Here is a 26551-nt window from a genome sequence, read left to right on the forward strand (position 1 = left end):
AACATGCCCCCGCCGTTTTGCAACGGGGCGGAGGCATGTCCTTGCGCACTGCACCCGATCTGTGGCTCAGGGGCTCAATCAGTCATACCGCAAGGTGTAGATCAGATCCAGCGCGCTGGTTGTACCGGCGGAGCCGCGCAGCTGCAGATTGCGGGTGAAGTCATAGAAGATGTAGAGCGCGCCCAGGGTGCCGGCCAGGCCGGCTTCGTAGGTCACATACAGGTCCTGCGAGATGCGTTTGCCCAGGGACAGGCTGGCGGAGTCGCGGTCGGTACCGCCAAAGCCGATTTCGTCCAGGCCCAGGCCCTTGGCAATATTGCCGGTGATGCTCTCGCCCGAGCCGCCGCTGAGCAAGGCCAGCGCTGCTTGCTGCATCAGTGCGCTGCTGGCGCCACCTTCGGCTGGGTCGCGTCCCATCACCACCCAGGAGATCTTCTCCGCATCGGGCATTTCGGGGTTGGAGTACAGGCGCACGCGCGGCGCCTGTGCCGAGCCGCTGACCTGCACACCCGCCCGCACAGCGATGTTCGGACGCAGCGCCAGAATATCGAGCGAGGGGTTGTTGTACGGGCCATTGAAACGGATCAGGCCGGTTTCCACATTCAGCACCTGGCCCCAGGCGCGGTAGCGGCCTTCTTCGGTGCTGATGACACCGGTGATACGCGGCATGCCAATGCCGGCGCCGCCGCTGCTTTGCACATTGAGCGTGCCAGTCAGGCGGGTGGTGATGCCATAGCCTTGCAGCGCGAAGTCGTGGCCCATGTCGAGCTTGACGTTCAGGATCAGCGGCTTGGCGGGAGTCACCTGGCCTGCAGGGGCATCGAGCTTGGCCTGGGCGGCCTTGGCCGCTTCCTGCTTGGCCTTCTCGGCAGCGGCTGCGCGGCTGGCCTTGGTGCTGACCACGACATCACTGCCAAGCTTGGGCGAGGATTCATCGGCCAGCATGATGCTGGCGCGGTCCACGGTCAGGTCCCCGGTGATGCTCATCTGGCCTTGCTGCAGCTGGCTGCGCACCTGGCCGGAGACGCTGACCTGGCGGTCGGCACGCACCAGCACCTGCAAGGCCTTGGCCTGGGTGCGGATGTCCATGCGGATATCGGGTGCAGTGCCGTTTTGCGGCATGGTCCAGCTGATGGTGCCGGTGGCATCCAGGGTACCGCCGCTGGTGGGCGCGGCCGTCAGATTGCCGCTGTAACCGGCGATGCGGGCACGGCTGCCTTCGCCGCCGTCAAAGTGCAGGCTTTGCAGCTCCAATGTATTGCCGTTGAGCTGCGCACGCAGGCTGCCGTTGCGCAGGTCCACGCCATCCAGCTGCGATTGGACGTGCATCTTGTCGGCGGTGATGGTGCCGCTCCAACGTGGGTCTTGCAGATTGCCCGCCAACTGCACATTGGCCGCCAGGCTGCCCGCTACGCGCCAGCCCGGGGGCGCAAAGCTGGCCCAGATGCCCAGGTCGGGCATTTGCGCCTGCACGCTGCCGCTCAGTGGCGCATCGGGGGCCACGGTGGCGCCCAGGTAGTTCTTGCCTTCGTACTGCAGCGCGGTTTGCACATCGGCCGTCAGCTGGCCGGCATTGACCGAATCCCACTGCACGCGGCTGCGCACCTGGCGGTCTTGCACGGTGACTTCCACCTTGGCAGTGCGGATGCGCGCGATGACGGTCTGGCCCTCTGCCGAGAAGGCCTTGGAGATGGCGCCTTCCTTGCCACTGGAGTGGAAGGTCACGTTCTTCGGCGCACTGCCCTGGGTGTGCAGCTGCAGATCGCCACTGGCGCGCTCGATCTCGAGCTTGGCGTTGAGGCCGTTTTGCGTGTTGACATCCCAGCGGCCCTGGACGACAAGGTCCGAATCGAGCGGGCTGTGTTTTTGCGCCTGGCTCGGATCGGGCTTTTGAAAGGCGCGTATCCAGCGCACAGGCAGGCCTTGCAGGGTGCCCGTGCTTTGCAGTTGCACAGCCTTGTCCGCCCCCTGGCTGAACTGCAAGGGGTTCCATTGCAAGGTGACGGTGCCGGGCTGGGGGCCGGTCAGCTGCAACTGGCTGGCACCGGTGCTGGCGCGCAGGGGCTGGTTGCCGGTGGGCAGCTGCAGTTGGAAGTCCAGCGGCTGCTGCAGCTGTACCTGCCAGGGCTCCTTGTTGGGCGGCAGCGTGGCGCGGGCTTGCAGTTTGCTCAAGGCGCCACTCCACCGCTGGGCGGCCGTGCTGTTGGCCGCCAGGCTGACCTGGGCGGCCATTTGCTGCTCGCCATGCTGGGCTTGCGTGCGCAGGTCCAGTTGCACCTTTTTGAGGTTGCCGACCAGGGCCAGCTCGGTATCGCGCAGCTGCCACAAGTCGGCGGCATCGGCGCTGGGGCGCACGCTCAGCTGCGGGGTGGTGATGCTGGCATCGAGTGAAAAGGGCTGGCCACTAGAGGGAATGCCCTCTGGCAATCGGGCCAGCAGGCCGGCCTGCTGCAGCTGGCGCAGCGCATCGCCATAGCCACCGCTAAAGCGCAGCCTGGCATCCAGGCTGCCCTGGGCGAGCATGCCCTCGGGCAACGCCTGGGCCATGCCCGGCACCTTGCGCAGCCACTGCAGCAGTTGCTCGGCGCTGCTCAGCCGCAGCATGACATTGCCCTGGCCTTGCTGAGGCGTGGCCTGGGCCTTGGCATCCAGATTGGCACCGGGTGCCTGCACCGACAGCTCACCCGCGCCGCTGCGCTGGTCAATATTGGCGGTCAACTGCTTGGCGTTGATGTGGGCGCCCAATGCATCGATCTGCGCGCTTTGCAGCTGCAGCTCGGGTGCTTTCCACTGGCCCTTGGCGACCACGCGGTCGATCGGCAAGCTGGTGCTCGCTGCATTGGCCTTGGCTGGCGTGCGGCGGTCGGAGGTGATGTTGGCGTCAAAAACAATGGCCTCGTTCTGCGACTGGGCAGACAGGGTGCCAGATAGCGGTGCACTGTCGATGCGGGTATCGACCAGCGCCGGGTTGATGGCGCGCAGTGCTGCCTGGATGCCTGCATGGTGGTCGGCCAGGCGGTAGTGGCCCTGGGCGGTCAGGCTGCCGCTGCCCAGGTGTACCTGGCTGCCTTCGAGGACATCCACGCGCTGGCCGTCGAACAACGCGTGGGTCTGCACGGCGCTGACCGGCAGGTGCTGGTGGTTGATGGGGCCGGGCAGGGCGTTCTTGATATCGACCTGGATATCCAGCGGCACGGGCAGCAGCGCAGGGGGCGTTGCGGGGGCGGCATCCTGGGCATCGGCAGAAGTGGCATCGGCCTTGCCGGCTGTGGGGTCCGCCGGCACATCCACCAGTGCTGGTGCGGGATGGGCGGCATGGGTGCTGCTGACCAGCTCGGGCGCTGCCTCGCTCACCGCCAACTGGCCGTTGAGCAAGGTGGTGGGCAGGCTGGGCAAGAAGGCGCCCAGGTTGACGCTTTGCAACTGCGCCTGTGCCGGGCCCAGCGGCCAGGGGCGCCAGGGGTAGACGGTGGCATTCACATGGGCCTGCATGGGCGCGGCGCTGGCCAGTGCCTGGGCCGAGCGGGCGGCCTGGGCCTTGGCGGCTTTCTCCTGGGCCGAGGGTGCCTTGTTGGCGGTTTTTTTGTTGCCGGGGGCTGGCGCGGGTGGGGTGTCCGCCGCCTTGGCCGTTGCAGCGGGCAACTGGGGATTGACCTGGGCCTGCACACGCAAAGCGGCATCCAGGCCCGACAAGGTCCCCGTGACCTGCACACCGGCATCGGCCAGGATGGCGGGCAGGGTATCGGTGGCAGGCTGGTCCAGTTGGGCTTTCAGATTGGCGCTGGTCTGCATCGGCGCCAGTGCATCCACGTCGGCTTTGAGCTGCAGGCGGCTGTTGAAGGCTTCGACCTGGTCGATCTGCAGCTGGTGCTTGTCAGCGGCGTAGAGGTAGTGGCCCTGCAACTGCGTGACGGTGACGGGCTGCGGCGCGGCCCAGACGATTTCGTCCACCGTAAAAGGCACCTCCAGCACGCGCAGCGGCAGCGGTAACTGCTCCAGAGGCTTGGTCGGCTCCTTGGGCTTGTCGATGCCCGAAGGCGTGATGGTGACCTTGGCGATATGAATGGGCGCCAGGCGCAGCTCGCGGTCCAGAATCTTGTCCAGGCTCCAGCCGATGGTGGCCTGGTCGACTTGGACGCTGATCGACGGGTTGCTCCATTGCAGTTGGCCGATGCTGCCACCGCCGCGCAGGCTGCCTTGCACATCCTGCGCCTGCAGTTGCATGTCGGCCGGCAAAAAGCGCTGGGCCAGGGTGATGGTGCGGGCCAGCGAATCGTTCTGCCCGGTCCACCACCAGGCGCCGCCCAGCAGGGCAGCCAGCAGCAGGATGAGGGCGATCAGCAGCCACAGCAGGTAGCGCGCGGCGCGGCGCAGACCGCTGCGCTTTTTGGGAGAGGAGGGGCCAGAGGAGGGGGCGCTGACCGGCGGCGCCGCTGGCGCTGCGGCGCTGGCCGGAGGTGCAATAGCGTGTGTATCTGCCATTTTTAGAAGCTGTATCCCAGACGCAAGTGCAAGCGGAAGCGTTCATCTTTGAGGCCATAGGCCACATCGGCCTGCAGCGCGCCCACAGGGCTGCGCCAGCGCAGGCCCGTGCCAATGCCCCAGTAGGGCGTCATATCACCAACCTTGTCTGCCACCGAGCCCACATCGGCAAACACGGCCGATTCCCAGGCGCTGATCTCGCCATTGCGCACGAGGGGGCGCTGGTACTCGACACTGCCCACATACATGTAGCGGCCGCCATAGACCTGGTCATCGGCCACGCGGGTGCCGATCTTTTTGTAGCCATAGCCCCGCACGGTGGCGTCGCCGCCGGTGATGAACAGCTGGGTCGCAGGGATCACGGCCGAATCCTTGGCCATGATGGCGCCGCCTTCGGCCCGCAGCGCAATGCGCGCGCTGCGTGAGCTGCCATTGGGCGCTGTGACCTTGCCTGCCGGCACAAAGCCCTGCCAGCGCAGCAGGCTGCGCACAAAGGGCTCGCGCTCTGGTGTGATGGTGTAGCCGGCACCCAGCTCGGCGGCAATGCCGTAGCCGCGCGTGGGGTCGGTATTGTTGTTGAAGTAGCGGCCCGTCCAGCCGTAGTTGACGCTCAAGGCGCTACTGGAGGGGATTCTTTCCTGGCCCTGCACCGAGGAGAAGTCGTACTGCAGAAAAGCGCTGCGGTCGATATGGTCCGAGCTTTTCTTGTGACCACCGCGCAGCTGCATGGAGTTGACGGTGAAATCGCCATTGAGTTCGCGCTTGACCTCGCCGGCGCCAAAATAGGCCCAGCCACTTTCCTTGGGCAGATCGGTCCATTCGGTGGACAGCAGCTTCTTGTCGCGTTCAAAAGAGAACTTGCTCACGGCCCGCCATCCCAGCCCGGGCATCTTGTTGTGGATGTGGTCCAGGCTCAGACGCGGCCCAGTGTCGGTCGACATACCGATACCAAACACCACCTTTTGCAGCTTGGCTTCACGCACCTGGGCAATGACCGGCGCTTCCTTGGGGTTGGCGGTGTCGGTGTCCAAGGTCAGAAAGACCGAATCGTAGTAGCCGCTGGCGGCCAGCCGGGTCTGGGCATCGAGCATGTCGGTTTCGCTGTAGTTCTGGCCGCTGGGCAAGCGGGCAATGCGGGCGATGCCTTCAGCGTCGTAACGCTCGGTCCCCTCGATGCGCAGCGGGCCGAACTTGTAGAGCGGGCCGCTGTCATAGCCCACCGAGAGCTTGGCCTGGTTGGTATCGCCATCGATATTGGCCTGGCTGTTGCTGATCTTGGCGGTGGGGTAGCGGTTACGCTGCAGGCTGCGCAGGCCTTCGGACTTGGCGCTGCTCCAGCCTTTTTGGGTAAAGCCCTCACCGGGCTGCAGATCCCAGTTGCGTTGAAAGCGCGCGCGGCGCGCGGCAAAGTTCTTTTCCTGGGTGACTTCACCGCTGTAGTCCAGCTCGACCTCGGTCACCTTGGTCTGCGGGCCGGGTTCGACCTCGATCAGCAACTGGGGGCGTGCCTGGCTGTTGTCTGTCGAGATGCCGGTGTCGGCGGGCGCGGTCCCGGTGTCGTAGGCATCGATCTTGATCTCCGGGCTGAAGTAACCCAAGGTGCCCAGCAGCTCGCGCACGTCTTCATCGGCACTGCCCAGCAGGCGTGTCATCTCGCTCATCTGCAGCCCGGGAAAGTTGCGATAGCGTTTGAGCTCCAGGTGCTGCTCCAGGTACTCGCGCACCTCCTTGGGGGCCTTGACGGTGATATCAAACGCGGGTGCGCTGCTGGCATGCGTCGCGGAATCCTCCGCGTCGTCGCCCTTGGGGGTGCTGCTGCAGCCTGCAAGCAGAGCAGCAGTAAGAATAAAAAACGCCGGCAGGACCGGCGTCGTCAGACGTTGGCGCATGGTCACTTTGACAGCAAACGCATTGTGTCCTCCAGCCCTTTGAGCGACAGAGGAAACATGCGGTCACCTACGAGTTGTTGTATCAGGCTGATGCTTTGGCGGTATTGCCACACGCCTTGTGGCTCCGGATTGATCCAGGCGTGTTTTGGAAAGGCATGGGTCAATCGTTTAAGCCACTCGGCCCCAGGTTCCTCATTGTTGTACTCAACAGAGCCTCCAGCTTGTAGGACTTCGTATGGACTCATTGTTGCATCGCCGACAAAGATCAGTTTGTAATCTTTGTTGTATTTTCGGATGATGTCCCAGGTCGGAAATTTCTCGGCGTAGCGGCGCTTGTTGTTCTTCCACATGTAGTCGTAGACACAGTTATGGAAGTAGTAGAACTCGAGGTGCTTGAACTCGCTTTTGACGGCGCTGAACAACTCCTCGACCCGCTGGATGTGGTCGTCCATCGTGCCGCCCACGTCCATCAGCAGCAGCACTTTCACATGGTTATGGCGCTCGGGCACCATCTTGATGTCGAGGTAGCCGGCATTGGCCGCCGTGGCGCGGATGGTGTCGGGCAGGTCCAGCTCCAGGTCGTTGCCTTCGCGGGCAAAGCGGCGCAGGCGGCGCAGCGCCACCTTGATATTGCGGGTACCCAACTCCTGGGTGTCGTCGTAATCGCGGTAGGCCCGCTGCTCCCAGACCTTGACGGCGCTGCGGCTCTTGCCCGGGCCGCCAATGCGCACGCCGGCCGGGTTGTAGCCACCATGGCCAAAGGGGCTGGTGCCATTGGTGCCGATCCATTTGCTGCCGCCCTCGTGCCGGCCTTTTTGCTCTTCCAGGCGTTTTTTGAGCGTCTCCATCAGCTCATCCCAGCCCATCGCCTCGATGGCGGCCTTTTCTTCGGCACTCAGCTCTTTTTCCAGCACCTGCTTGAGCCAGTCCTCGGGCAGCTCCTTCTTCCAGTCGGTGAGCATTTCCATGCCCTTGAAATAGGCGCCAAAGGCCTGGTCGAACTTGTCGAACAGCTTTTCATCCTTGACCAGGCAAAGCCGCGCCAGGAAATAGAAGTCGTCCAGGCTCCAGGCATCCTGGGAGCGGGGACCGGCCAGGCCCTTGTCCAGTGCTTCAAGCAGCGTCAGCAGCTCCTTGACCGACACCGGCAACTTGGCCGCGCGCAAGGTGTAGAAAAAGTCTATCAACATGGTTTGTAAACAATCCGTAACAGTTTGGCGCTAGCCTCTCCAGTCTAACGGGTACTCGGAAGGCTAGCTGTCATGGTGATGATCAAAACGGACAAGGCACGCCAGGCTTTGCGGGATCGCGGCAGCCTGTCCGTGCAGGAGCGCCAGATTCTGATCTTGTGCGACGGCCAGCGCTCACGTCAAGAGATTGCGCGTTGGGTCGGGGACAGCGCGGGCAGTGTGCTGGATGCCTTGGTCCTGTCCGGCTATCTGGCCACGCAGCAGTCCGCAGCACCGCCTCCGCCCTCACCGCCCTCACCGCCTTCAGCGCCTTCAGCGCCTTCAGCGCCTCCGGTCCTGCCAGGCACGCCCCCACCCCCATCGTCTGCTCGGCCCGCATCCGCACCGGGGACAGCTGCATATGTCGAACAGACGCGGGCCAGCCCTGGCAGCAAACGCTCGCTGGCCGGCTGCAAGATGTATGCCGTGGGGATTTTGCAGATGCAGCGCAGTGCCGATGCGATGGCGCTGGCCGTGCGGGTGCAGCAGGCCAGCGATGAGACCGAGTTGCTGCTGGGCCTGGTGGACATGGTCAGCTTTCTGGAGCAGATGACCAATACCGGCTATGCCGACAACGTCAAAACCCATCTGCGCCAGATTCTGCCGGAGCAGTATCTGGGCGTGTTGAACCTGCAGACTGCCTGAGCTGGCAGCTCTTGAAGTCTCAGCGCGGCTGGTCCAGCAGATACAGCAGCTGGGCCTTGGCCTCGGGCCATTCGCCGGCCAGCATGCTGTAGAGCACGGTGTCCCGTACGGTGCCATCGCGGCGCGGCGCATGGTGGCGGATGACGCCGTCCTTCTTGGCGCCCAGGCGCTCGATCGCGCGCTGGCTGGCGAAGTTGTAGTTGTCGGTGCGCCAGCCCACAACGGCAGCGCCCAGTGTCTCGAAAGCGTGGGTCAGCAGCAGCAGCTTGCAGGTGGTGTTGACATGGCTGCGCTGCACGCTGCGCGCATACCAGGTGTAGCCAATCTCGACGCGCTTCAATGCGGGCACGATATCGTGGTAGCTGCTGGTGCCCAGCAACTGGCCGCTGGCCTCGTCCACCACCGCAAAGGGCATGCGGCTGCCGGCATCGCGCATCGCCAGGGCCTGCTCGATATAGGCGCGGGTGTTTTCCGGCTCGGGTACCGAGGTCACGCGGATGTTCCACAGCTCGCCATCCTGCGCGGCAGCACGCAGGCCCGCCTCATGCGCCAGGGTCAGCGGGGTCAGCAGCACGCCACGGGCGCGCAGTTCAACGGGTTCAACGAAGGCCATATGCCTCTTTCTATTCAGCGTTCAGGGTTGGAGGGGCGGCGGCTGCGCCAGCGCCGGGCCAATTGCAAGCCCGCGCCACCGCCCAGGCCGACCAGCACAATCGCGGCAATGCTGCCGGCGCCATAGCCTTCGGAGAACAACTGCCAGCCCAGCAGCGTGGCAATGCCCCAGCCCAGCAGCGCGCCCACCAGAAAACCGGCCGCGTCGCTCAGCCCTTCGATCAGCAGTTGCTGCGGCGTGGCCATGGCAGCGTCAGCGGTTGCGCTGGTTCATGAAGACCAGCTTTTCAAACAGGCTCACATCCTGCTCGTTTTTCAGCAGCGCACCCACCAGCGGCGGGATGGCGATCTTCTGGTCGGCCGTTTGCAGAACCTCGGGCGGAATGTCTTCGGCCACCAGCAGTTTGAGCCAGTCGATCAGCTCGCTGGTAGACGGTTTTTTCTTCAGGCCCGGCAGGTTGCGGATGTCGAAGAACACCTTCATTGCGGCCGACAGCAGCTCTTGCTTGAGCTTGGGGAAGTGCACGGCCACGATCTGCTGCATGGTCTCGGCATCGGGGAAGCGGATGTAGTGGAAAAAGCAGCGGCGCAGGAAGGCATCGGGCAGCTCTTTTTCGTTGTTCGACGTGATGACCACCAGCGGGCGGTGCTTGGCGCGGATCATCTGGCGTGTCTCGTAGCAGTAGAACTCCATCCGATCGATTTCACGCAAGAGATCATTGGGGAATTCGATATCCGCCTTGTCGATCTCGTCGATCAGCAGTGCCACCGGCTGGTCGGCGGTGAAGGCCTGCCACAGCACGCCCTTGATGATGTAGTTGTTGATGTCCTTGACGCGGCTTGCGCTCTCGGGGTCGGCGAGCTGGCTGTCACGCAGACGACTGACCGCATCGTATTCATACAAACCCTGCTGCGCCTTGGTCGTGGACTTGATGTGCCACTGCAGCAGCGGCATGCCTAACGCCTGTGCAACCTCCTCCGCCAGCATGGTTTTCCCTGTCCCTGGTTCCCCCTTGACGAGAAGCGGTCTTTGAAGGGTAATTGCCGCATTGACCGCCAGCATGAGGTCATTGGTCGCGACGTAGTTCTGTGTGCCTTGGAATTTCATGGAAGTGGATGCAGAATCGTGATGACGGGGCCGGTACAGCGTTGACTATAAACCCAGATCTCCGCATCACTGCGGTGGCCTGAACCACACGATTGTGCGCACAATGAATAAAAGATGGACCACGATATTTGCCTTGCTTGTCGCGTCAGCGACCGGCGCAGTCTGCGCGCAGGAGATCAAGGGCAACGCCAAGGCGGCTGAGGGCAAGGTAGCGATGTGCATTGGCTGCCACGGCATTGTGGGCTACAAGGCCAGCTTCCCCGAGGTCTACCAGGTGCCCAAGATTTCGGGCCAGAGCGAGAAGTACATCGATGCCGCTCTGCACGCCTACAAGAAGGGTGACCGCAAGCACCCGACGATGCGCGCGATTGCCGATTCGCTGAGCGAGCAGGACATTGCCGATCTGGCTGCGTACTATGCGCAGCACACGGTGGGTGAAACCAAGCTGGCGGACAAACCATCGAAGGTGCCCAGCGCCGAGGTGGCGGAACTGCTGAAAAAAGGCACCTGCGTCAGCTGCCATGGCGACAACTTCTCCAAGCCGCTCGATCCTTCGTATGCCAAGCTGGGGGGCCAGCACCCGGACTATCTGTACGCGGCGCTGAAGTCCTATACCGTCGAAAAGAACGCGCGCATCGGACGCAACCACCCGATCATGGTGGGCATGGCCAAGCAACTCACCCATGCCGAGATGAAGGCGCTCGCCAACTACATCGGCAGTCTGGATGGACCGCTGCAAATCGTGCCCGAGTCGCGTTTTCGCAGCAAGCAAGCGGCCAACTAAGGCACTGCAGTCGTCAGCCGCTCAGTCCTTGGTGGCCTGGCGCTGCACCGCAGCCACATAGGCATTGCCGTCGGGCGGGCGGCCTGAGCGCTGGCTCTCCCACAGCATGGTTCCCAGGCATTCCATGGCCACATGGTGGGCATCGTGCAACGAGCCCAGGCGCTTGGCCAGCAGCTCCACGGCCTGGCGAATACCGCGCGGCTGGTCAATGCTGCACTGCTCGCTGATCGACAGGTGCATCGACAGGTGCAGGAACGGATTGGTCTTTTCCGGCGTCAGGTCGTAGTTGCGGGCAATGGCCGCATCCACGTCGCTCAGGTCTTCACGGTATTCCGGGTGCTCATCGATCCACAGGCTGGCCAGGGTCTCGATGGCTTCCATCGGCTGGCCCGCCTGGTGCTTGGCATTGGCGGCGCAGAAAAAGCGCCGGACATCGGCTTGGGAGGGATTGAACATAGGGCGCACAGCGTAGCATGCGCTGGGCGGCTACGCTGGGCTGTGGTTAAGCCGGTGGAAGGGCGGCCGGTGCCTGGCGCTTGTCAACAGGTTCTCAGATCTGGCTGTGCGGGTCTTCGGGCGGCGGCGGGTAGGGGCTGCTTGGTGCGTCCTTGGCTTCCTGCACCTGCTCTTGCCGCTCCTGGCGCTCACGGGCCATTTGCTCGACCAGCTGCTCGCGGCCCTGCTTGGCAACGGCCAGCATGGTTTCGCGGTCATGGTGGTGCTCGTACATCTTGTCGGAGAGCTCAATGTTGTGCGCGCGGAACACGGTCACCACATACTGCGCATCTTCTTCGCTGTAGCCCATCAGCTCCAGCGCCTTCTCGGCCGTTTGCAGGCTGGAGTCGAACACCTCGCGGTCGACATGGTGCACGCCCATGTCGCGCAGCGCATACCAATGCGCCACATCCTTGGCCCGGGCGACGATCTTGAGGTGCGGAAAATGCTGCTGCACCAGGCGCACGATCTGGTTGGTCTGCAGCTCGTCATCGACCGCGATCACCATCACCTCGGCTTTTTCCGCGCCGGCAATGCGCAGCAGGTCCTGGCGCGTGGCGTCGCCATAGAACACCCGGTAGCCAAAGTTCTGCGCCACCTCCAGCATCTCGACACTGTGGTCCAGGATGACGGCCTTGATGCCCTGGCTCAGCAGCACGCGGGTGACGATCTGGCCGTAGCGGCCGAAACCGGCGATCAGCACCGTCGCTTCCTGCTGCTCGCTGAGCTCGGGTGGCACATCGTCGCCCTTGGTCAGGTTGGCAAAACGGGGCATCAGCCAGCGGTCCATCGCGGCCACGATCAGCGGTGTGGCCACCATCGAGATGGCCACCGAGCCAATCAGCAGCGAGGACTGCTGGGGCGTCAAGATGCGCTGCGCCTGGGCGGCGCTGAACACCACAAAGGCGAACTCACCGCCCTGGGCCAGCAGCAAGGTGAAGAGAGGGCGCTCCTGTACCGGCATGCGCAGCAGCTTGGCCAGCCCATAGATGACCACGGACTTGATCAGCAGGAACAGCAGCACCAGCACCAGCATCGTCAGCGGCGCCTGCAGGATGACGGAGAAGTCGATGCTCATGCCCACGGCAATGAAGAACAGGCCGAGCAGCAGCCCCTTGAAAGGCTCGATATCGGCTTCCAGCTCGGCGCGGAATTCGCTGTCGGCCAGCAGCACGCCGGCGAGGAAGGCGCCCAGCGCCATCGACAGGCCGATCTGCAGCATCAAGAACGCAATGCCCACGACCAGCAGCAGCGCGGTGGCGGTCGATATCTCGCGCGACTCGCTTTGGGCAATCCAGCGCAGCACAGGGCGCAGCAGGTAGCGGCCCACCAGAATGACGGCCACGATGATGGCCAGCGTCTTGCCGATTTCCATCAGCACATTGCCGTCGTTCTGGGCAGCCTGGTGGCCCACGGCCAGCAGCGGAATCAGTGCCAGGATCGGGATCGCCGCCACGTCCTGGAACAGCAAAATCGCAAAACTGGTCTTGCCACTGGTGGTGGACATCAGGTTGCGCTCGGCAATGCTTTGCAGCGCGATCGCCGTGGATGACAGCGCCAGGCCCAGCGCCGCAATCAGTGCCAGATGCCAGTCATAGCCAAAAACCAGGCCGGCGGCAAACAGGCCGGCAGTGCACAGCAGCACCTGGGCGGTGCCGACACCGAAGATGGGGCGGCGCATGCTCCACAAGCGGCTGGGCTGCAGCTCCAGCCCGATCAGGAACAGCATCAGCACCACGCCGAACTCGGAAAAATGCAGGATGTCCTGGACGTTGCTGACCAGCTGCAGGCCGCTGGGGCCAATGATCATGCCGGCGACCAGGTAGCCGATGATGGTGCCCAAGCCCAGCGCCCGGGAGATGGGCACCGCAATGACGGCGGCTGCCAGGTAGAGAAAGGTATAGGTAAGCCAGGCGGGAGCGTGTTCCATGCTTGCGGTTTGTTATCGGTGTTTTGTAGTTGCGGTGCACAGATTACTTTTATTTGCCGGGTCACGGTAATTTATTGCAATGTTTTGCGGTTGGCGCTTGTGGGTATTGCCGCGTTAGCTATCAAAAAATAGAGTGCGGCAATGGCCGCAGCGCCTGCGTGCCCGGCCCGGCCGCGTGATAATCCTCGCTTTGCCCCAAAGGGGCTGTGTTGGTGGCGGACGGCTCCGCTGCCCCAGGATGAACCATGGACTTGCATACTTGGATGGCGTATCTCGTTGCGGCTTGCATCATTGCCGTATCTCCCGGATCGGGCGCCGTGTTGTCTATGAGCCACGGGCTCTCCTACGGGGTGCGCAAGACCAGCGCCACCATCCTGGGCCTGCAACTGGGCCTGCTGCTGATCCTGCTGATCGCCGGTGCCGGTGTCGGCTCGCTGCTGATCGCATCGGAGACGGCCTTCAATGCCGTCAAGATCGTCGGCGCCTGCTACCTGATCTACATCGGCTTTGCACAGTGGCGCGCCAAGGGCGGCATCATCGATACCGAGGCCGAGCAGCCTGCCAGCGGCAGCTGGCAAAAGCGCGCGCTGAGCGGCTTTCTGACCAATGCCACCAATCCCAAGGGCATCATCTTCATGGTGGCGGTGCTGCCCCAGTTCATGACCACGGAGCGCCCGCTGTGGCTGCAGTTGCTGATTCTGGCTGCCACCACGTTGGCGGTCGACACGGTGGTGATGCATGGCTACGCCGGTAGCGCCAGCGTGCTGCGCCGCCTGCTGCGCGACAGCCGCGCAATGCGCATCCAGAACAAGGTGTTTGGCGGCTTGCTGATGCTGGTGGGCATGGGCCTGTTCTTCGTCAAGCGCACGCAAAACGCGGCTTGAGCCGGAGAGCCCCGCTGGGGTGGCGGGGCTGGTGGGTGTTTACTGCGCCCGCGTGCCGTCCGGCATCGCAAAGCCGTTCTGGCGCCAGGCCTCGAACACGGTCACTGCCACGGCATTCGAGAGGTTGAGGCTGCGCTGGCCGGTCACCATCGGCAGGCGCACCCGCTGGCTGGTGGGAAAGCTTTCGCGCACGGCGATGGGCAAGCCCCGGGTCTCGCAGCCAAACACCAGCCAGTCGCCGGGCTGAAAGCGCACATCAAAGGCCGGGCTGCTGCCATGGGTGGTCATCGCAAACATGCGGTCGGCGGCGGGCTGCATGCGCTCGATGAAGGCTTCCCAGTTGGCATGGCGCTGGGTGGCGGCGTATTCGTGGTAGTCCAGGCCGGCGCGGCGCATCAGACGGTCTTCCATCGAAAAGCCCAGCGGCTCGATCAGGTGCAGGCGGCTGCCGGTGTTGGCACACAGACGGATCACATTACCGGTGTTGGGGGGGATTTCGGGTTCGACCAGGACGACGTTGAACATGGCAAATGCGCAAAAACAAGGGCGCCAGTGTAGCGGCCCGGCCAAACAGGGGTGGGCCGCTGCGCTATTGGCCCGGCGCCGGCGTTCTGGCAAAGACCAGGGCCTGCACGGCCGGTGCGCCACGCGTCTGCAGCAATTGCGCCACCGCGCCCAAGGTGGCGCCGGTGGTCATCACATCATCCACCAGCAGGGGGCACGCACCCAGATCCTGCGCCTGCAGCCCCGGCCGCAGGGCAAAGGCATGGCGCAGGTTGCGCAGCCGGGCCGCGCGGTCCAGGCCGGCCTGGGCGGGGGTGTCCAGCAGCCGCTGCAGGTAGCGTGGCTGCACCTGGGCCCGCACCAGCCCGGTGGGCGCCTGGCGGCACAGCGCTTGGGCCAGCAGCAGGGCCTGGTTGTAGCCGCGCTCGCGCATGCGCCCGGCAGACAACGGCACCGGCAGAATGACGCTGGCCTGCTGCAGGCTGGCGAGGACCCCCGGGGTGCGCAGCAGCAATTGGGCCATGCGGTTTGCCCATGCCAGCTGCTGGTGAAATTTGAGCCGCATCACCATGCCATCCCAAGGCGGGCTATAGTCCACGGCGGCATGGCAGCACTGCAACAGCGGTGTATCGCGCAGGCAGCCGGCGCAGACATCGGTGCTGGCCGGCAAGGGCAGCGCGCAGCGGCTGCAGCGGCGCAGGCCTGGCTGCCAGCAGACCTGGGCGCAGGACGCACAGATCCAGTCACGGGGCCAGCTGCGGCACACCAGGCATTGGCTGGGCAGGTGGCCCAGCACCTGGGCCGCCCGCTGCCACAGGCTGGGCCGCTGCTTGTCAGGTGTCGCTGCTGTCATTGCTTTTATACCAATCCATAATCTGCGCGCCAAAGCGCAGGTGTCCCCCATGGCTGAATTTACCGCACCTCCCTCGATCGACCCCCAAGCCGCCTATGCCTGGCAGCGGCGCGCGCCTGCGCACAGCCCCTGGCTGCACGAGGAGGTCGGCCGCCGGATGCAGGAGCGCCTGCAGTGGATCGTGCAAAAACCGGAATCCTGGTGCAGTTGGGAGCCAGTTTACGGCGGGCTGGAGGCGCACCAGCAGGTGGCAGAACGCTACCCTGCGGCTGACATCCACATCGTCGAAAGCCGTCCGGCCCATGCCGCGCTGCTGCGCAGCCAGCTGGACAAGCCCTGGTGGGCACTGAGCCGCTGGCGCCAGGCCAAATTGCACTGGGGCCTACCTGCGCCGGGAAGTGTGCAGATGCTCTGGGCCAATATGGCGCTGCACCAGCACCCCAACCCCCAGCAGCTGCTGCAGACCTGGCACCAGAGCCTGGCGGTCAACGGCTTTGTGATGTTTTCCTGCTTCGGGCCGGACACGCTCAAAGAGCTGCGCGCGGCCTATGCGAGCCAGGGCTGGCCTGCTGCCAGCCATGAGTTCACCGACATGCACGACTGGGGCGATATGCTGGTGCAGGCCGGCTTTGCCGAGCCGGTGATGGACATGGAGCGCATCAGCTTGTCGTATTCAGGCGCCGCGCAATTGCGCGCCGAGCTGCGTGAGCTGGGCCGCAACCTGCACCCGGCCCGCTTTGGCGGCCTGCGCGGCCGCCAGTGGCGCGACCAGCTCGACGCCTTGCTGACGGCCAAGCTGGCCGATGCGCAGGAGCAGGGCCGTCTGGTGCTGTCGTTCGAGATCATCTACGGCCATGCCTTCAAGCCCGCGCCGCGCATGAAGGTGCAAGGCGAGAGCAGCATCAGCGTGCAGGATATGCAACAGATGCTGCGCCAAGGGCGACCAGGCGGGGCCTGACCGCATCGCTTGCGGCTGCTGGCGCGCAGCGCCCAGCCGGTGCCGCCGCCTTAACACATTCCTGCGCTGTCCAGTGGTGGACAGCAGCTGTTGTCAATCTCCTATGATCCCGGGATTGCATGGGTTGCAATCTTGCGCGGTTGCGGCCATGCTCGCTGTAACGACCAAGTGGTACGGGTGCAAGCGGAGATGCGCCCGGCGGTGTCTGCACCACGCGGCTGGATGTTGTCCCCCACATCATTCAGCCTGCCCTATATAACGATGAGAAGATGAGAAGTAAGTGACAACTATGAAAAGTGATTCTCATAAGCTGGCTTCTTGGCTGCTGCTGGTGGCATCCGGCCTCACTTCCGCAGCCCATGCGGTGCAAAGTCTTCCCGGCGGCCCGGCCGTAGGGCAGATGAACCTGGCTCCCCCCGTTACCCGTATTGCCCAGGAGCAACACACGCTGCACTGGATGATGCTCTGGATCTGCACCATCATCTTTGTCGGTGTGTTCGCGGTGATGTTCTATGCGATCTGGAAGCACCGCAAATCCAAGGGGGCCGTGCCTGCCACCTTCCATGAATCGGTCACGGTCGAGGTCACCTGGACCGTGCTGCCTTTCATCATCGTGATCCTGATGGCCCTGCCAGCCACCAAGGTGCTGGTCGCGCAAAAGGACACCACCAATGCCGATCTGACGGTCAAGGTCACCGGCTACCAGTGGAAATGGGGCTATGACTACCTGACCGGCGAAGGCGAAGGCCTGAGCTTTATCTCCACCCTGGACAGCGGCCAGCGTGCGATGTCGAACAGCGGCGATGTCTCCAAGGCGCCCAATGACTACCTGCTGCGCGTCGACAAGCCTCTGGTCGTGCCGGTCGACAAGAAGGTGCGCATCATCACCACCGCTGCCGACGTGATCCACTCTTTCATGGTGCCGGCCTTCGGTATCAAGCAGGATGCGATTCCGGGCTTTGTGCGCGACACCTGGTTCCGTGCCGAAAAGACCGGCGACTACTATGGCCAGTGCGCCGAACTCTGCGGCAAGGAGCATGCCTACATGCCCATCCATGTGAAGGTGCTGTCGGCCAGTGATTACAGCGCCTGGGTGGCTGAGCAAAAGAAGCTGCTGGCCGCACAGGCTGATGATCCCAACAAGGTCTGGGAGCTGGCCGCATTGGTGGCCCGGGGCGAAAAGGTCTATGCCGCCAACTGCGCCGCCTGCCACCAGGCCAACGGCAAGGGCGCCGGCCCGATCAAGGCGCTCGATGGCAGCCCGGTGGTACTGGGCCCGACGGCCGACATGATGCACACGGTGCTGGAAGGCCGCGCCAACGGGGCCATGCCGTCCTGGAAGCAACTGAGCGATACCGACCTTGCGGCGGTGGTCACCTTCACCAAGAACCACTGGAGCAACAAGACGGGCACGATGGTGCAGCCCGCCCAGTTTGTGGCGGCGCGTACCGGCACCTTCCCTGAAGGCGGAGGCTCGGCCGCGCCAGCCGCTGCTGCTGCACCGGGCGCAGCGCCAGCGGAAGGGGCAGCCTCTGCGGCCCCAGCAGATCCTGCAGCAGCACCAGCAGCCCCTGCAGCAGCACCAGCAGCCCCTGCAGCAGCACCAGCAGCCGCAGAAGCGTCCATCTCCCAAGTGCTGTTTGCCAGCGGCAAGAGCGAGCTGGACAGCGCAGCGCAGGAAGCCGTAAAGAAGGCGGCCGCGACCCTGGCCGGCCAGAGCGGCAAGGTAGCGTTGTCCGGTTTTGTCGATGGCACCGGCAATGCCGATCAGAATGCGCTGCTGGCCAAGGAGCGCGCCCAGGCGGTGGCCAAGCTGCTGGTCGCGCAGGGCGTGGCCGAAGCACGCATCGAACTGCGCAAGCCGCAGACCATCACCGCAGGCGAGGGCGCTGACAGCCAGGCGCGCCGTGTCGACATTGTTGCTGCACCCTGAAGCGTGCAAGCCCCAGAAGAGCCATCGGAGTCAAGATTTATGAGCGCTGTTCTCCCCACAGACCCCAGCCATAGCGACCACGGCCACGCCGACCATGCCCATGACGACCACCACCATGGTGCGCCCACGGGATGGCGCCGCTGGGTGTTTGCCACCAACCACAAGGACATCGGCACCCTCTACCTGCTGTTTTCGTTCACGATGCTGATGGTCGGCGGGGTGCTGGCCCTGCTGATCCGTGCCGAACTGTTCCAGCCCGGGCTGCAGCTGGTCAACCCCGAGCTGTTCAACCAGCTGACGACGATGCACGGGCTGATCATGGTGTTCGGCGCGATCATGCCGGCCTTTGTCGGCTTTGCGAACTGGATGCTGCCGCTGCAGATTGGCGCGAGCGACATGGCCTTTGCCCGCATGAACAATTTCAGCTTCTGGCTGATGATCCCGGCCGGCCTGATGCTGGTGGGCTCGTTTTTCATGCCTGGTGGGGCACCCGCTGCGGGCTGGACCTTGTATGCGCCACTGACCCTGCAAATGGGTCCTTCGATGGACACCAGCATTTTTGCGATGCACATCATGGGTGCCTCGTCGATCATGGGCTCGATCAACATCATCGTCACGATCCTGAACATGCGCGCGCCGGGCATGACCTTGATGAAGATGCCGATGTTCGCCTGGACCTGGCTGATCACCGCCTACCTGCTGATCGCCGTGATGCCGGTGCTCGCCGGCGCCATCACGATGACCCTGACCGACCGCCACTTCGGCACCAGCTTCTTCAACCCCGCCGGCGGTGGTGATCCGGTGATGTACCAGCATATCTTCTGGTTCTTCGGCCACCCCGAGGTCTACATCATGATCTTGCCGGCCTTTGGCATCATCAGCCAGATCGTGCCGGCCTTCAGCCGCAAGAAGCTGTTTGGCTATGCCTCGATGGTCTATGCGGTGGCGGCGATTGCGATCCTGTCCTTCATCGTCTGGGCGCACCACATGTTCACCACCGGCATGCCGGTGACCGGCCAGCTGTTCTTCATGTACGCGACGATGCTGATCTCGGTGCCGACAGCGGTGAAGATCTTCAACTGGGTCGCGACGATGTGGCGCGGCTCGATGACCTTCGAGACGCCGATGCTGTTCTCGGTGGGCTTCATCTTCGTGTTCACGATGGGCGGCTTCACCGGCCTGATCCTGTCGATGGCGCCGATCGATATCCAGCTGCAGGACACCTACTATGTGGTGGCGCACTTCCACTATGTGCTGGTGGCGGGCTCGCTGTTCTCGATGTTTGCCGGCTACTACTACTGGGCGCCCAAGTGGACGGGCGTGATGTATTCCGAATCGCGCGGCCGCATCCACTTCTGGGGCTCGCTGATCTTCTTCAACATCACCTTCTTCCCGATGCACTTCCTGGGCCTGGCCGGTATGCCGCGCCGCTATGCCGACTACCCGATGCAGTTCGCCGATTTCAACATGATCGCATCGATCGGCGCCTTCGGCTTTGGTCTGATGCAGGTGTACTTCTTCGCCTTCGTCGTCTGGCCTGGCATGCGCCACCGTGGCGAGAAGGCCCCGCAAAAGCCCTGGGAAGGTGCCGAAGGTCTGGAGTGGGAGGTGCCATCGCCCGCGCCTTTCCACACCTTTGAGACCCCGCCCAAGCTCGATGCGACCGCCACGAAGGTGATTGGATGATCACGCCGGCGCAGCGCAAGGCCAACCGGCGACTGGCATGGATTCTGGCGTCGATCGCCGTGGCGTTCTTCATCGGATTTCTCGTAAAAATGACGGTGCTCTAGCAGCACGGGGAGCAGCAGGTGAGCAGACATGCAGACAACGCGAAGATGGTGGGCAAGCTGGCCGTGGTCGCCTTTGGCATGTTTGCCTTCGGCTACGCGCTGATCCCGCTGTACAAGCGCATCTGCGAGGTCACCGGCATCAACATCCTGGCGCTGACCGAGCGCGATGTGCCGGGCAACGGCACCGCGGGCAAGAACGTCAAGCTCAACAGCCAGGTTGACGAGAGCCGCACCATCACCGTGGAGTTCGATGCGAATGCGCGCGGCCCCTGGAGCTTCAGGCCGGCGGTGCGCTCGATGCAGGTCCACCCCGGCGCGCTGAGCACGGTGATGTACGAGTTCCGCAACGAGCAGGACCACCGCATGTCGGCCCAGGCGATTCCCAGCTATGCGCCCAAGCAGGCTGCGCCGTATTTCAACAAGCTCGAATGCTTCTGCTTCAACCAGTACACGCTGGAGCCCGGTGAGCGCAAGGAATGGCCAGTGGCCTTTGTGATCGATCCCAAGCTGTCCAAGGATGTGACGACGATCACGCTGTCCTATACCTTCTTTGAGGTCGGTGGCCGCATCCCGGCAGCGCCTGCGTCAACGGCGGTGCTGGTGCCTGCGGTGCAGGGCGCCGGGGCGCAGGCGGGGGCCTCCTGATGGCGAGCGTGCCCGGCCCGCAACCGCCGCGCAAAGGCAATCTCTGGCGCACGGTCAAGGCCGTGGCCTGGTCCTTTTTGGGGGTACGCAAGGGGGCGGAATGGCAAGAGGATGGCGTGCAGATCACGCCGTTGCAGGTGATCGCCGTGGGTTTGGTGGCGATCTTCCTGTTTGTGCTGGGGTTGATGGCCCTGGTGCAATGGCTGGTTTGATGCCAGTATTGGCATAGCGCAAGAATGAATCAATAAACGATATTTCAGGAGCAGCGATGAGTGCGACTTCCCATGGCACCACACCGTACTACTATGTTCCGGCCGAGTCCCGCCACCCGGTGATGGCGGCCATTGGCCTGGGCTTTGTGATTGCCGGCGCCGGCAACTGGGTCAACGGCCATACCTGGGGCATGTACCTGCTCTTTGCCGGCATTGCCTGGTGGCTGTTTGTGCTGTACCAGTGGTTTGGCGATGCGATCCGCGAAAGCGAGCAGGGCCTCTACAGCCACCGCATCGACCTGTCCTACCGCTGGAGCATGAGCTGGTTCATCTTCTCGGAGGTGATGTTCTTCGGCGCCTTCTTCACGGCGCTGTGGTGGGCACGCTCCCACTCGCTGCCAGCGCTGGGCAGCCTGGACAATGCCCTTCTCTGGCCCGATTTCAAGGCCGTGTGGCCCAGCGTGGAAATGGGCGCGACCGCCTCGCCCGCCGGCATCGTCGAGCCGTTCCAGACCGTCGGGCCCTTCTGGCTGCCCACCATCAATACCGCGCTGCTGCTGACCTCGGGCGTCACCCTGACCATTGCCCACCATGCATTGCAGGCCGACCAGCGCAGCAAGTGCATCCGCTTCATGTGGATGACGGTGGTGCTGGGCATCATCTTCCTCTGCGTGCAGGGCTATGAGTACTTCCACCTCTACACCGAGCTGAACCTCAAGCTTAATTCCGGCACCTACGGCTCCACCTTCTACATGCTGACGGGCTTCCATGGCCTGCATGTGTTCATCGGCATGCTGATGCTGCTGGTCATCACCCTGCGGCTGCAGAAGGGCCATTTCACCGCCAAGAAGCATTTTGGCTTTGAGGGCGCCGCCTGGTACTGGCACTTTGTCGATGTGGTCTGGCTGGGCCTCTACATCCTCGTGTACTGGATGTAGCGGAAGGTTGACCGCTGCCGGGGCCTCAAGCCCCCAGCGGTATGCCATGGGGCTGCAGGTAGCCCAGCTTCCAGGCCAGCAGAATGCCGGCAAACACCAGCACCGACAGCGCAATGCGCAAGGTCAGCGCCCAGGCCATGCGCTTGCTGCCGGCGTCGGACTGGTTGCCGCGCAGCATGAAAAGACCGGCCGCAGCCAGGCAGGCCAGGATCACCACAAGGGCGAGTGCGATGAGCAAATGCATAGGGCTGTCCTCAGGGTTGTCTCGGTGTTCTTGGAATGCGCCGCGTAGCGCCCGGATGGCCTCTCTGGCAGCCGGCGCAGCCCACCCATTGTGCGGCAGTGCCAGACAGCGCGCCATCCGCCCGCACCCCAATAAGGTCACCCTGCGGCATCACGTCCTACGCGGTGCTGGCTGCGACGCCCTGCAGCGGGTATAACCAGCGTATGCCCGCGCCTTCTGCTTCCTCCCCCATCCCCGCGACCAGCACCGAGCGCCGGGCGAAGCTGCGTTGGGTGCTGATCACCGCCGCCGCTGCGGCCTCGATGCTGCTGACGGCCTCGCTCGGCTTCTGGCAGCTGCGCCGCGCCGACCAGAAGCTGGCCTACCAGGCCCAGTTGGATGCGCGTGCCGCCCTTCCGGCGCTGGCCGGGGCTAGCCTGCTGCAGCCCATGGGCGAGGCCGAGCGCGCCAGCCTGCTGCACCGCCAGGTGGTGCTGCAGGGCGAGTGGCTGCCGCAGTACACGGTCTTCCTGGACAACCGCCAGATGCAGGCGCGCCCCGGCTTTTATGTGCTGACACCGCTGCGCCTGGCCGGCCCGGTAGCGCCAGGCCAGCCGCAGACGGTGCTGGTGCAGCGCGGCTGGGTACCGCGCAACTTTGAAGACCGGCTGGCGCTGCCCGAGGTGCAAACGCCTGCCGGCACGGTGCAGTTGGAGGGGCGGGTGGCGGGCCAGCCGGCGCGGCTTTTCGAGCTGCAGACGTCCGCCGGGAACCCAGGGGTTTCCCGAATCCGGCAGAATCTCGACACCGATGGTTACGCGCAGGAAACCGGCCAGCCCCTGGCAGCACTCACCGTGGTGCAGACCGGGCAGTCCAGTGAAGGCCTGCTGCGCGACTGGCCCGTAGTAGGCAGCGGCGTGGAAAAGCATTATGGTTATGCATTTCAATGGTTTGGTCTGTGTAGCCTGATTGCGATCCTCTATGTCTGGTTCCAAATTGTCCGACGTGTCCTTCGACGCCGCAGCCACCCAGGCCCCGCCGCCCGCTGATGAAGCGCTGCTGGGCCTGACCGTGCATGGCCTGCCGCCTGCCGGGCAGGCGGAAGCCGCCCTGGAGCAGGCCGAGCGCTCGCGCAGCGGCCGCCTCAAGATGTTGCTGGTGCTGCTGGTCTGTGCGGCGCCGGTGATCGCCTCCTACTTCACCTACTACGTGATCCGACCCGAAGGGCGGCGCAATTTTGGCGAGCTGGTCAGCCAGCAGCCGGCGATTCCGGCCGCGCAGGTGAAGACCTTGGACGGCCGGCCGTTTGACCTGCAAAGCCTTAAAGGCCAGTGGCTGCTGCTGAGCGCTTCGGCTGCGGCCTGCGACGAGGTCTGCCAGAACAACCTCTACCTGCAGCGCCAGCTGCGCGAGAGCCTGGGCCGCGAGAAGGACCGGCTGGACTGGGTCTGGCTGGTGACCGATGACGGCGAGCCGCCGCAGGCCCTGCGTGCCGCGCTGGACCAGGCGACGGTGCTGCGCGTCCCCCAGGCCTTGGTGGCCCAGTGGCTGCAGCCGGCGGCCGGCCAGCAGCTGGGCGAACATTTGTATGTGGTGGACCCGCTGGGCCACTGGATGATGCGTTTCCCCGCCCAGCTCAGCCGCTCCGATGCGGCCAAGGCGCGCAAGGATCTGGAGCGTTTGTTGCGCGCGTCGTCGAGTTGGGACCAGGAAGGGCGGTAGTGGATAGCTAGCATGACTTCGCAGGATTTGTATGATTTCGCGCCGCTGGCGCGTGTGTTGCTCACCGGGGCCATCATTGCGCTGGGCCCCATCGTCTGGATCTGGTGGCGCCACCGGGGTGCCACGCCGCTCAAGCGCCTGCAGGTGCTCGCCGTTCTGACCCTGTTTCTGTCCTTCGACCTGGTGATGTTTGGCGCCTTTACGCGGCTGACCGATTCCGGCCTGGGCTGCCCGGACTGGCCGGGCTGCTACGGCAATGCCAGCCCGATTGGCGCGCATGCCGAGATATCGGCCGCGCAAGCGGCCATGCCGACCGGCCCGGTCACCCATGGCAAGGCCTGGGTGGAGATGATCCACCGCTACCTGGCCACCGCCGTGGGCGGCCTGATCATTGTGCTGACAGCCAGTGCCTGGCTGCAGCGCAAACGCGGTGGATCCCAGCCGATCAGCCCCTGGTGGCCGACCGCCACGCTGGTCTGGGTGCTGATCCAGGGGGCCTTTGGCGCGCTCACCGTGACGATGAAGCTGTTCCCCGCCATCGTCACCCTGCACCTGCTGGGTGGCACCGTGCTCTTGATGCTATTAACCGTGCAGGCAACGCGCCACACGCAATTTGCCGATAATCTAGGGTTAGTCCCAGTGCCGCGCCTGTTGCGGGGCCTGGTGGCGGTCACGGCGCTGCTGGTGTTTGCGCAGGTGACCCTGGGTGGCTGGGTCAGTACCAACTATGCGGTGCTGGCCTGCACCAGCTTTCCCATGTGCAATGGCGCCTGGTGGCCGGCAATGAACTTCGACGGGTTCCAGATCTGGCGCCCGCTGGGCTTTCTGGCCGACGGGTCGCACATCAGCTACGAAGCGCTGGTGGCCATCCACTACATGCACCGGCTGTTTGCCTACCTGGTGATTGCCGCCTTGTTGTGGCTGGGCTGGATGCTGCGCACGGTGCCGCTGCTGCGGCAGCAGCGCCGCTGGCTGATCGGCCTGACGCTGCTGCAATTTGCCACGGGACTGTCGAATGTGGTGCTGGACTGGCCGATGCTGGCGGCCGTTCTGCACACCGGGGGCGCTGCCGCCATCATGGTGGTGCTGACCTGGATCTGGTGTACTGCGGGCCCTGAACCTGCCCGCAGTGCTGCGAGCTGATGACGCTGTATGGAACAAAGACTGAGTGCCCCGATGACCGAACTTGCCGCAACGCCAATGCCGAACCGCTTTGCGCAGTTCTATGCCTTGACCAAACCCAAGGTGGTGCAGCTGATTGTGTTTTGCGCACTGATCGGCATGGTGCTGGCCGTGCCCGGTGTGCCCACCGGCGCCGAGCTGCTGCGCATGGCCGTTGCCTGTGCGGGCATCTGGCTGGTGGCGGGGGCCGCCGCCGCCTTCAACTGCCTGGTGGAGCAGAGCATCGATGCGCGCATGAAGCGCACCGCCTGGCGCCCGACGGCGCGCGGTGAGCTGTCCAACCTGCAGACCCTGATGTTTTCTGCAGCGCTGTGCATTGCCGGCTCGGCCATCCTGATCGTCTGGATCAATGCCATCACGATGTGGCTGACCTTTGCCACCTTCGTCGGTTACGCCATCATCTACACCGTGATCCTCAAGCCGCTGACGCCGCAGAACATCGTGATCGGCGGCGCATCGGGCGCCATGCCGCCGGTGCTGGGCTGGGCTGCGATGACCGGCGATGTCTCGCCCCAGGCGTTGCTGCTGTTCCTGATCATCTTCCTGTGGACGCCTCCGCACTTCTGGGCGCTGGCGCTGTACCGGGTGGAGGACTACCGCAAGTCCGGCCTGCCGATGCTGCCGGTCACCCATGGGAACTATTACACCCGCGTGCAGGTCTTGCTCTACACCGTGGTCTTGTTCGCCGCCGGCCTGCTGCCCTTCATCATCCAGATGAGCTCCTGGATCTACCTGGTGGCGGCCGTCGTGCTCGGTGCCGGGTTCTTTGGCTATGCCTTTGCACTGTGGCGCAATTACTCCGATGCGCTGGCACGCAAGACTTTCCGTTTTTCACTGGTCTACCTCAGCCTGCTGTTCGTGGCGCTGCTGGTGGACCACTATGTGAGCTGGTAAATCTGCAATGAACAAGCGCAATGCCCTTCGCTGGCTGGCGGGCTCGGCCATGCTGGCCTCGACCGCCGGTTTTCTGACCGCCTGCAAATCCAAGGCCGATTTCAACGCCATCGACCTGACGGGCAGCAAAGAGTACGGCCAGGATTTTTCGATGCCCGACCAGCATGGCCAGCGCCGCAGCATGGCGGACTTCAAAGGCAAGGTCGTGCTGGTGTTCTTTGGCTTTACCCAGTGCCCCGATGTCTGCCCGACCACCTTGGGTGACCTGGCAGCGGTCAAGCAAAAGCTCGGCGCCAAGGGCGACAAGCTGCAGGTGATCTTTGCCTCGGTCGACCCTGCCCGCGATACGCCCGAGATCCTGGGAGCCTACCTGGCCAACTTTGACCCCAGCTTTCTGGCACTGCGTGGCAGCGACGAGGAAACGGCCAAGATGGCCAAGGACTTCAAGGTCTACTACAAGCGGGTCGAGGGCCAGACCCCGGGCAGCTACACGATGGACCACACCGCGGGCGACTACATCTTCGACCCCGAAGGCCGCCTGCGTCTGTACAGCCGCTATGGCACCCCGGTCGATACCCTGGCCAAGGACATTGAGCAGCTGATCGACGGCGCTTAAGCACGCGGGGCAAGCAGCCCCTT

Annotated in this window: 26 protein-coding genes; 15 read left to right on the forward strand and 11 right to left on the reverse strand. The window is 64.1% G+C overall.

What is annotated here, in order from left to right; all coding sequences use genetic code 11:
* Window positions 1-78 precede the first annotated feature (78 nt).
* From AB7A72_RS18040 to AB7A72_RS18050, 3 genes are read right to left on the reverse strand one after another with little or no spacing between them, the layout of a single operon-like run.
* On the reverse strand, window positions 79-4482 hold the full coding sequence (locus AB7A72_RS18040; RefSeq protein ID WP_369460749.1) for a translocation/assembly module TamB domain-containing protein: 4404 nt from the start codon (window positions 4480-4482) through the stop codon (window positions 79-81).
* A gap of 2 nt (window positions 4483-4484) precedes the next feature.
* Window positions 4485-6371: an autotransporter assembly complex protein TamA gene (locus AB7A72_RS18045; RefSeq protein ID WP_369460750.1), complete on the reverse strand. Its 1887-nt coding sequence runs from the start codon at window positions 6369-6371 to the stop codon at window positions 4485-4487.
* A 2-nt stretch (window positions 6372-6373) separates the two neighbouring features.
* On the reverse strand, window positions 6374-7561 hold the full coding sequence (locus tag AB7A72_RS18050; RefSeq protein ID WP_312452451.1) for a vWA domain-containing protein: 1188 nt from the start codon (window positions 7559-7561) through the stop codon (window positions 6374-6376).
* Between the two features lie 72 nt (window positions 7562-7633).
* Here AB7A72_RS18050 and AB7A72_RS18055 point away from each other — a divergent pair, with 72 nt between their 5' ends.
* Window positions 7634-8245 carry a hypothetical protein gene (locus AB7A72_RS18055; protein ID WP_369460751.1) on the forward strand — a complete coding sequence of 204 codons (612 nt, stop codon included), beginning with the start codon at window positions 7634-7636 and terminating at the stop codon, window positions 8243-8245.
* A 19-nt stretch (window positions 8246-8264) separates the two neighbouring features.
* Here AB7A72_RS18055 and AB7A72_RS18060 read toward each other — a convergent pair whose 3' ends face one another.
* The 3 genes from AB7A72_RS18060 to AB7A72_RS18070 are packed head-to-tail and all read right to left on the reverse strand — an operon-like array spanning window position 8265 to window position 9965.
* Window positions 8265-8858, reverse strand: a complete 594-nt coding sequence (locus AB7A72_RS18060; protein ID WP_239809289.1) for a GNAT family N-acetyltransferase — start codon at window positions 8856-8858, stop codon at window positions 8265-8267.
* Window positions 8859-8872: 14 nt separating this feature from the next.
* Window positions 8873-9103, reverse strand: a complete 231-nt coding sequence (locus AB7A72_RS18065) for a hypothetical protein (RefSeq protein WP_239809288.1) — start codon at window positions 9101-9103, stop codon at window positions 8873-8875.
* A 7-nt stretch (window positions 9104-9110) separates the two neighbouring features.
* A complete protein-coding gene (locus AB7A72_RS18070; protein WP_239809287.1) occupies window positions 9111-9965 on the reverse strand; it encodes an AAA family ATPase in 855 nt (284 codons plus the stop codon).
* 103 nt (window positions 9966-10068) lie between these two features.
* On the opposite strand from AB7A72_RS18070, the gene AB7A72_RS18075 reads away from it, so the two are divergent.
* Window positions 10069-10749, forward strand: a complete 681-nt coding sequence (locus AB7A72_RS18075) for a c-type cytochrome (RefSeq protein ID WP_239809286.1) — start codon at window positions 10069-10071, stop codon at window positions 10747-10749.
* Window positions 10750-10770: 21 nt separating this feature from the next.
* On the opposite strand, the gene AB7A72_RS18080 is transcribed toward AB7A72_RS18075, so the two are convergent.
* Both AB7A72_RS18080 and kefC read right to left on the reverse strand, forming a co-directional pair.
* Window positions 10771-11205, reverse strand: a complete 435-nt coding sequence (locus tag AB7A72_RS18080; RefSeq protein WP_239809285.1) for a DUF1841 family protein — start codon at window positions 11203-11205, stop codon at window positions 10771-10773.
* A gap of 94 nt (window positions 11206-11299) precedes the next feature.
* Window positions 11300-13174 (reverse strand): glutathione-regulated potassium-efflux system protein KefC, encoded by a 1875-nt coding sequence (gene kefC / locus AB7A72_RS18085; RefSeq protein ID WP_239809284.1) that lies wholly within the window; start codon window positions 13172-13174, stop codon window positions 11300-11302.
* Window positions 13175-13419: 245 nt separating this feature from the next.
* Between kefC and AB7A72_RS18090 the strand changes: the two genes are divergently transcribed.
* Window positions 13420-14058: a LysE family transporter gene (locus tag AB7A72_RS18090; RefSeq protein ID WP_239809283.1), complete on the forward strand. Its 639-nt coding sequence runs from the start codon at window positions 13420-13422 to the stop codon at window positions 14056-14058.
* A 39-nt stretch (window positions 14059-14097) separates the two neighbouring features.
* Here the strand turns inward: AB7A72_RS18090 and trmL are convergent, their stop codons facing one another.
* Window positions 14098-14583, reverse strand: a complete 486-nt coding sequence (gene trmL / locus AB7A72_RS18095) for a tRNA (uridine(34)/cytosine(34)/5-carboxymethylaminomethyluridine(34)-2'-O)-methyltransferase TrmL (RefSeq protein WP_369460752.1) — start codon at window positions 14581-14583, stop codon at window positions 14098-14100.
* Window positions 14584-14647: 64 nt separating this feature from the next.
* Complete coding sequence (locus AB7A72_RS18100; RefSeq protein ID WP_369460753.1) at window positions 14648-15415, reverse strand: ComF family protein; 768 nt, start codon at window positions 15413-15415, stop codon at window positions 14648-14650.
* Window positions 15416-15464: 49 nt separating this feature from the next.
* Between AB7A72_RS18100 and AB7A72_RS18105 the strand changes: the two genes are divergently transcribed.
* From AB7A72_RS18105 to AB7A72_RS18135, 7 genes are all read left to right on the forward strand, one after another.
* Window positions 15465-16373, forward strand: coding sequence for a biotin synthase (locus AB7A72_RS18105; protein WP_369460754.1), 909 nt, complete (start codon window positions 15465-15467; stop codon window positions 16371-16373).
* A gap of 289 nt (window positions 16374-16662) precedes the next feature.
* Complete coding sequence (gene coxB / locus AB7A72_RS18110) at window positions 16663-18306, forward strand: cytochrome c oxidase subunit II (protein WP_369460755.1); 1644 nt, start codon at window positions 16663-16665, stop codon at window positions 18304-18306.
* 39 nt (window positions 18307-18345) lie between these two features.
* A complete protein-coding gene (gene ctaD / locus AB7A72_RS18115; RefSeq protein WP_116924682.1) occupies window positions 18346-19992 on the forward strand; it encodes a cytochrome c oxidase subunit I in 1647 nt (548 codons plus the stop codon).
* Window positions 19989-20096, forward strand: coding sequence for a cytochrome oxidase small assembly protein (locus tag AB7A72_RS18120; RefSeq protein WP_230775372.1), 108 nt, complete (start codon window positions 19989-19991; stop codon window positions 20094-20096). The genes ctaD and AB7A72_RS18120 overlap by 4 nt, the downstream gene beginning before the upstream one ends.
* Window positions 20097-20114: 18 nt before the next feature.
* Window positions 20115-20741, forward strand: a complete 627-nt coding sequence (locus AB7A72_RS18125; protein WP_369460756.1) for a cytochrome c oxidase assembly protein — start codon at window positions 20115-20117, stop codon at window positions 20739-20741.
* Window positions 20741-20953 (forward strand): DUF2970 domain-containing protein, encoded by a 213-nt coding sequence (locus tag AB7A72_RS18130; RefSeq protein WP_239809277.1) that lies wholly within the window; start codon window positions 20741-20743, stop codon window positions 20951-20953. Before AB7A72_RS18125 ends, AB7A72_RS18130 begins: the two co-directional genes overlap by 1 nt.
* 56 nt (window positions 20954-21009) lie before the next feature.
* Complete coding sequence (locus AB7A72_RS18135) at window positions 21010-21891, forward strand: cytochrome c oxidase subunit 3 (RefSeq protein ID WP_239809276.1); 882 nt, start codon at window positions 21010-21012, stop codon at window positions 21889-21891.
* A gap of 25 nt (window positions 21892-21916) precedes the next feature.
* Here the strand turns inward: AB7A72_RS18135 and AB7A72_RS18140 are convergent, their stop codons facing one another.
* Window positions 21917-22135: a DUF2909 domain-containing protein gene (locus AB7A72_RS18140; RefSeq protein ID WP_239809275.1), complete on the reverse strand. Its 219-nt coding sequence runs from the start codon at window positions 22133-22135 to the stop codon at window positions 21917-21919.
* A 203-nt stretch (window positions 22136-22338) separates the two neighbouring features.
* Here AB7A72_RS18140 and AB7A72_RS18145 point away from each other — a divergent pair, with 203 nt between their 5' ends.
* The 5 genes from AB7A72_RS18145 to AB7A72_RS18165 are packed head-to-tail and all read left to right on the forward strand — an operon-like array spanning window position 22339 to window position 26528.
* Entirely contained in the window at window positions 22339-23163 is an 825-nt protein-coding gene (locus tag AB7A72_RS18145; RefSeq protein ID WP_369460757.1) for an SURF1 family protein, read from the forward strand.
* Window positions 23096-23836, forward strand: coding sequence for an SCO family protein (locus tag AB7A72_RS18150; protein ID WP_239809273.1), 741 nt, complete (start codon window positions 23096-23098; stop codon window positions 23834-23836). Before AB7A72_RS18145 ends, AB7A72_RS18150 begins: the two co-directional genes overlap by 68 nt.
* 12 nt (window positions 23837-23848) lie before the next feature.
* Complete coding sequence (locus tag AB7A72_RS18155) at window positions 23849-24979, forward strand: COX15/CtaA family protein (protein ID WP_239809272.1); 1131 nt, start codon at window positions 23849-23851, stop codon at window positions 24977-24979.
* A gap of 33 nt (window positions 24980-25012) precedes the next feature.
* Window positions 25013-25912: a heme o synthase gene (cyoE, locus tag AB7A72_RS18160; RefSeq protein ID WP_312452589.1), complete on the forward strand. Its 900-nt coding sequence runs from the start codon at window positions 25013-25015 to the stop codon at window positions 25910-25912.
* A gap of 7 nt (window positions 25913-25919) precedes the next feature.
* Window positions 25920-26528: an SCO family protein gene (locus tag AB7A72_RS18165; protein WP_369460758.1), complete on the forward strand. Its 609-nt coding sequence runs from the start codon at window positions 25920-25922 to the stop codon at window positions 26526-26528.
* Window positions 26529-26551: the final 23 nt, after the last annotated feature.

This window comes from Comamonas sediminis (assembly GCF_041107495.1).
Classification (GTDB): domain Bacteria; phylum Pseudomonadota; class Gammaproteobacteria; order Burkholderiales; family Burkholderiaceae_C; genus Comamonas; species Comamonas sediminis.

Coding starts and splice junctions, on each gene's coding strand:
- AB7A72_RS18155 (WP_239809272.1), top strand. CDS start 23,849: ATGACTTCGCAGGATTTGTATGATTTCGCGCCGCTGGCGCGTGTGTTG.
- AB7A72_RS18070 (WP_239809287.1), bottom strand. CDS start 9,965: ATGAAATTCCAAGGCACACAGAACTACGTCGCGACCAATGACCTCATG.
- AB7A72_RS18145 (WP_369460757.1), top strand. CDS start 22,339: ATGCCCGCGCCTTCTGCTTCCTCCCCCATCCCCGCGACCAGCACCGAG.
- AB7A72_RS18120 (WP_230775372.1), top strand. CDS start 19,989: ATGATCACGCCGGCGCAGCGCAAGGCCAACCGGCGACTGGCATGGATT.
- coxB (WP_369460755.1), top strand. CDS start 16,663: ATGAAAAGTGATTCTCATAAGCTGGCTTCTTGGCTGCTGCTGGTGGCA.
- AB7A72_RS18075 (WP_239809286.1), top strand. CDS start 10,069: ATGAATAAAAGATGGACCACGATATTTGCCTTGCTTGTCGCGTCAGCG.
- AB7A72_RS18130 (WP_239809277.1), top strand. CDS start 20,741: ATGGCGAGCGTGCCCGGCCCGCAACCGCCGCGCAAAGGCAATCTCTGG.
- AB7A72_RS18135 (WP_239809276.1), top strand. CDS start 21,010: ATGAGTGCGACTTCCCATGGCACCACACCGTACTACTATGTTCCGGCC.
- AB7A72_RS18100 (WP_369460753.1), bottom strand. CDS start 15,415: ATGACAGCAGCGACACCTGACAAGCAGCGGCCCAGCCTGTGGCAGCGG.
- ctaD (WP_116924682.1), top strand. CDS start 18,346: ATGAGCGCTGTTCTCCCCACAGACCCCAGCCATAGCGACCACGGCCAC.
- AB7A72_RS18040 (WP_369460749.1), bottom strand. CDS start 4,482: ATGGCAGATACACACGCTATTGCACCTCCGGCCAGCGCCGCAGCGCCA.
- cyoE (WP_312452589.1), top strand. CDS start 25,013: ATGACCGAACTTGCCGCAACGCCAATGCCGAACCGCTTTGCGCAGTTC.
- trmL (WP_369460752.1), bottom strand. CDS start 14,583: ATGTTCAACGTCGTCCTGGTCGAACCCGAAATCCCCCCCAACACCGGT.
- kefC (WP_239809284.1), bottom strand. CDS start 13,174: ATGGAACACGCTCCCGCCTGGCTTACCTATACCTTTCTCTACCTGGCA.
- AB7A72_RS18060 (WP_239809289.1), bottom strand. CDS start 8,858: ATGGCCTTCGTTGAACCCGTTGAACTGCGCGCCCGTGGCGTGCTGCTG.
- AB7A72_RS18055 (WP_369460751.1), top strand. CDS start 7,634: ATGGTGATGATCAAAACGGACAAGGCACGCCAGGCTTTGCGGGATCGC.
- AB7A72_RS18045 (WP_369460750.1), bottom strand. CDS start 6,371: ATGCGCCAACGTCTGACGACGCCGGTCCTGCCGGCGTTTTTTATTCTT.
- AB7A72_RS18065 (WP_239809288.1), bottom strand. CDS start 9,103: ATGGCCACGCCGCAGCAACTGCTGATCGAAGGGCTGAGCGACGCGGCC.
- AB7A72_RS18080 (WP_239809285.1), bottom strand. CDS start 11,205: ATGTTCAATCCCTCCCAAGCCGATGTCCGGCGCTTTTTCTGCGCCGCC.
- AB7A72_RS18105 (WP_369460754.1), top strand. CDS start 15,465: ATGGCTGAATTTACCGCACCTCCCTCGATCGACCCCCAAGCCGCCTAT.
- AB7A72_RS18140 (WP_239809275.1), bottom strand. CDS start 22,135: ATGCATTTGCTCATCGCACTCGCCCTTGTGGTGATCCTGGCCTGCCTG.
- AB7A72_RS18090 (WP_239809283.1), top strand. CDS start 13,420: ATGGACTTGCATACTTGGATGGCGTATCTCGTTGCGGCTTGCATCATT.
- AB7A72_RS18050 (WP_312452451.1), bottom strand. CDS start 7,561: ATGTTGATAGACTTTTTCTACACCTTGCGCGCGGCCAAGTTGCCGGTG.
- AB7A72_RS18165 (WP_369460758.1), top strand. CDS start 25,920: ATGAACAAGCGCAATGCCCTTCGCTGGCTGGCGGGCTCGGCCATGCTG.
- AB7A72_RS18150 (WP_239809273.1), top strand. CDS start 23,096: ATGTCTGGTTCCAAATTGTCCGACGTGTCCTTCGACGCCGCAGCCACC.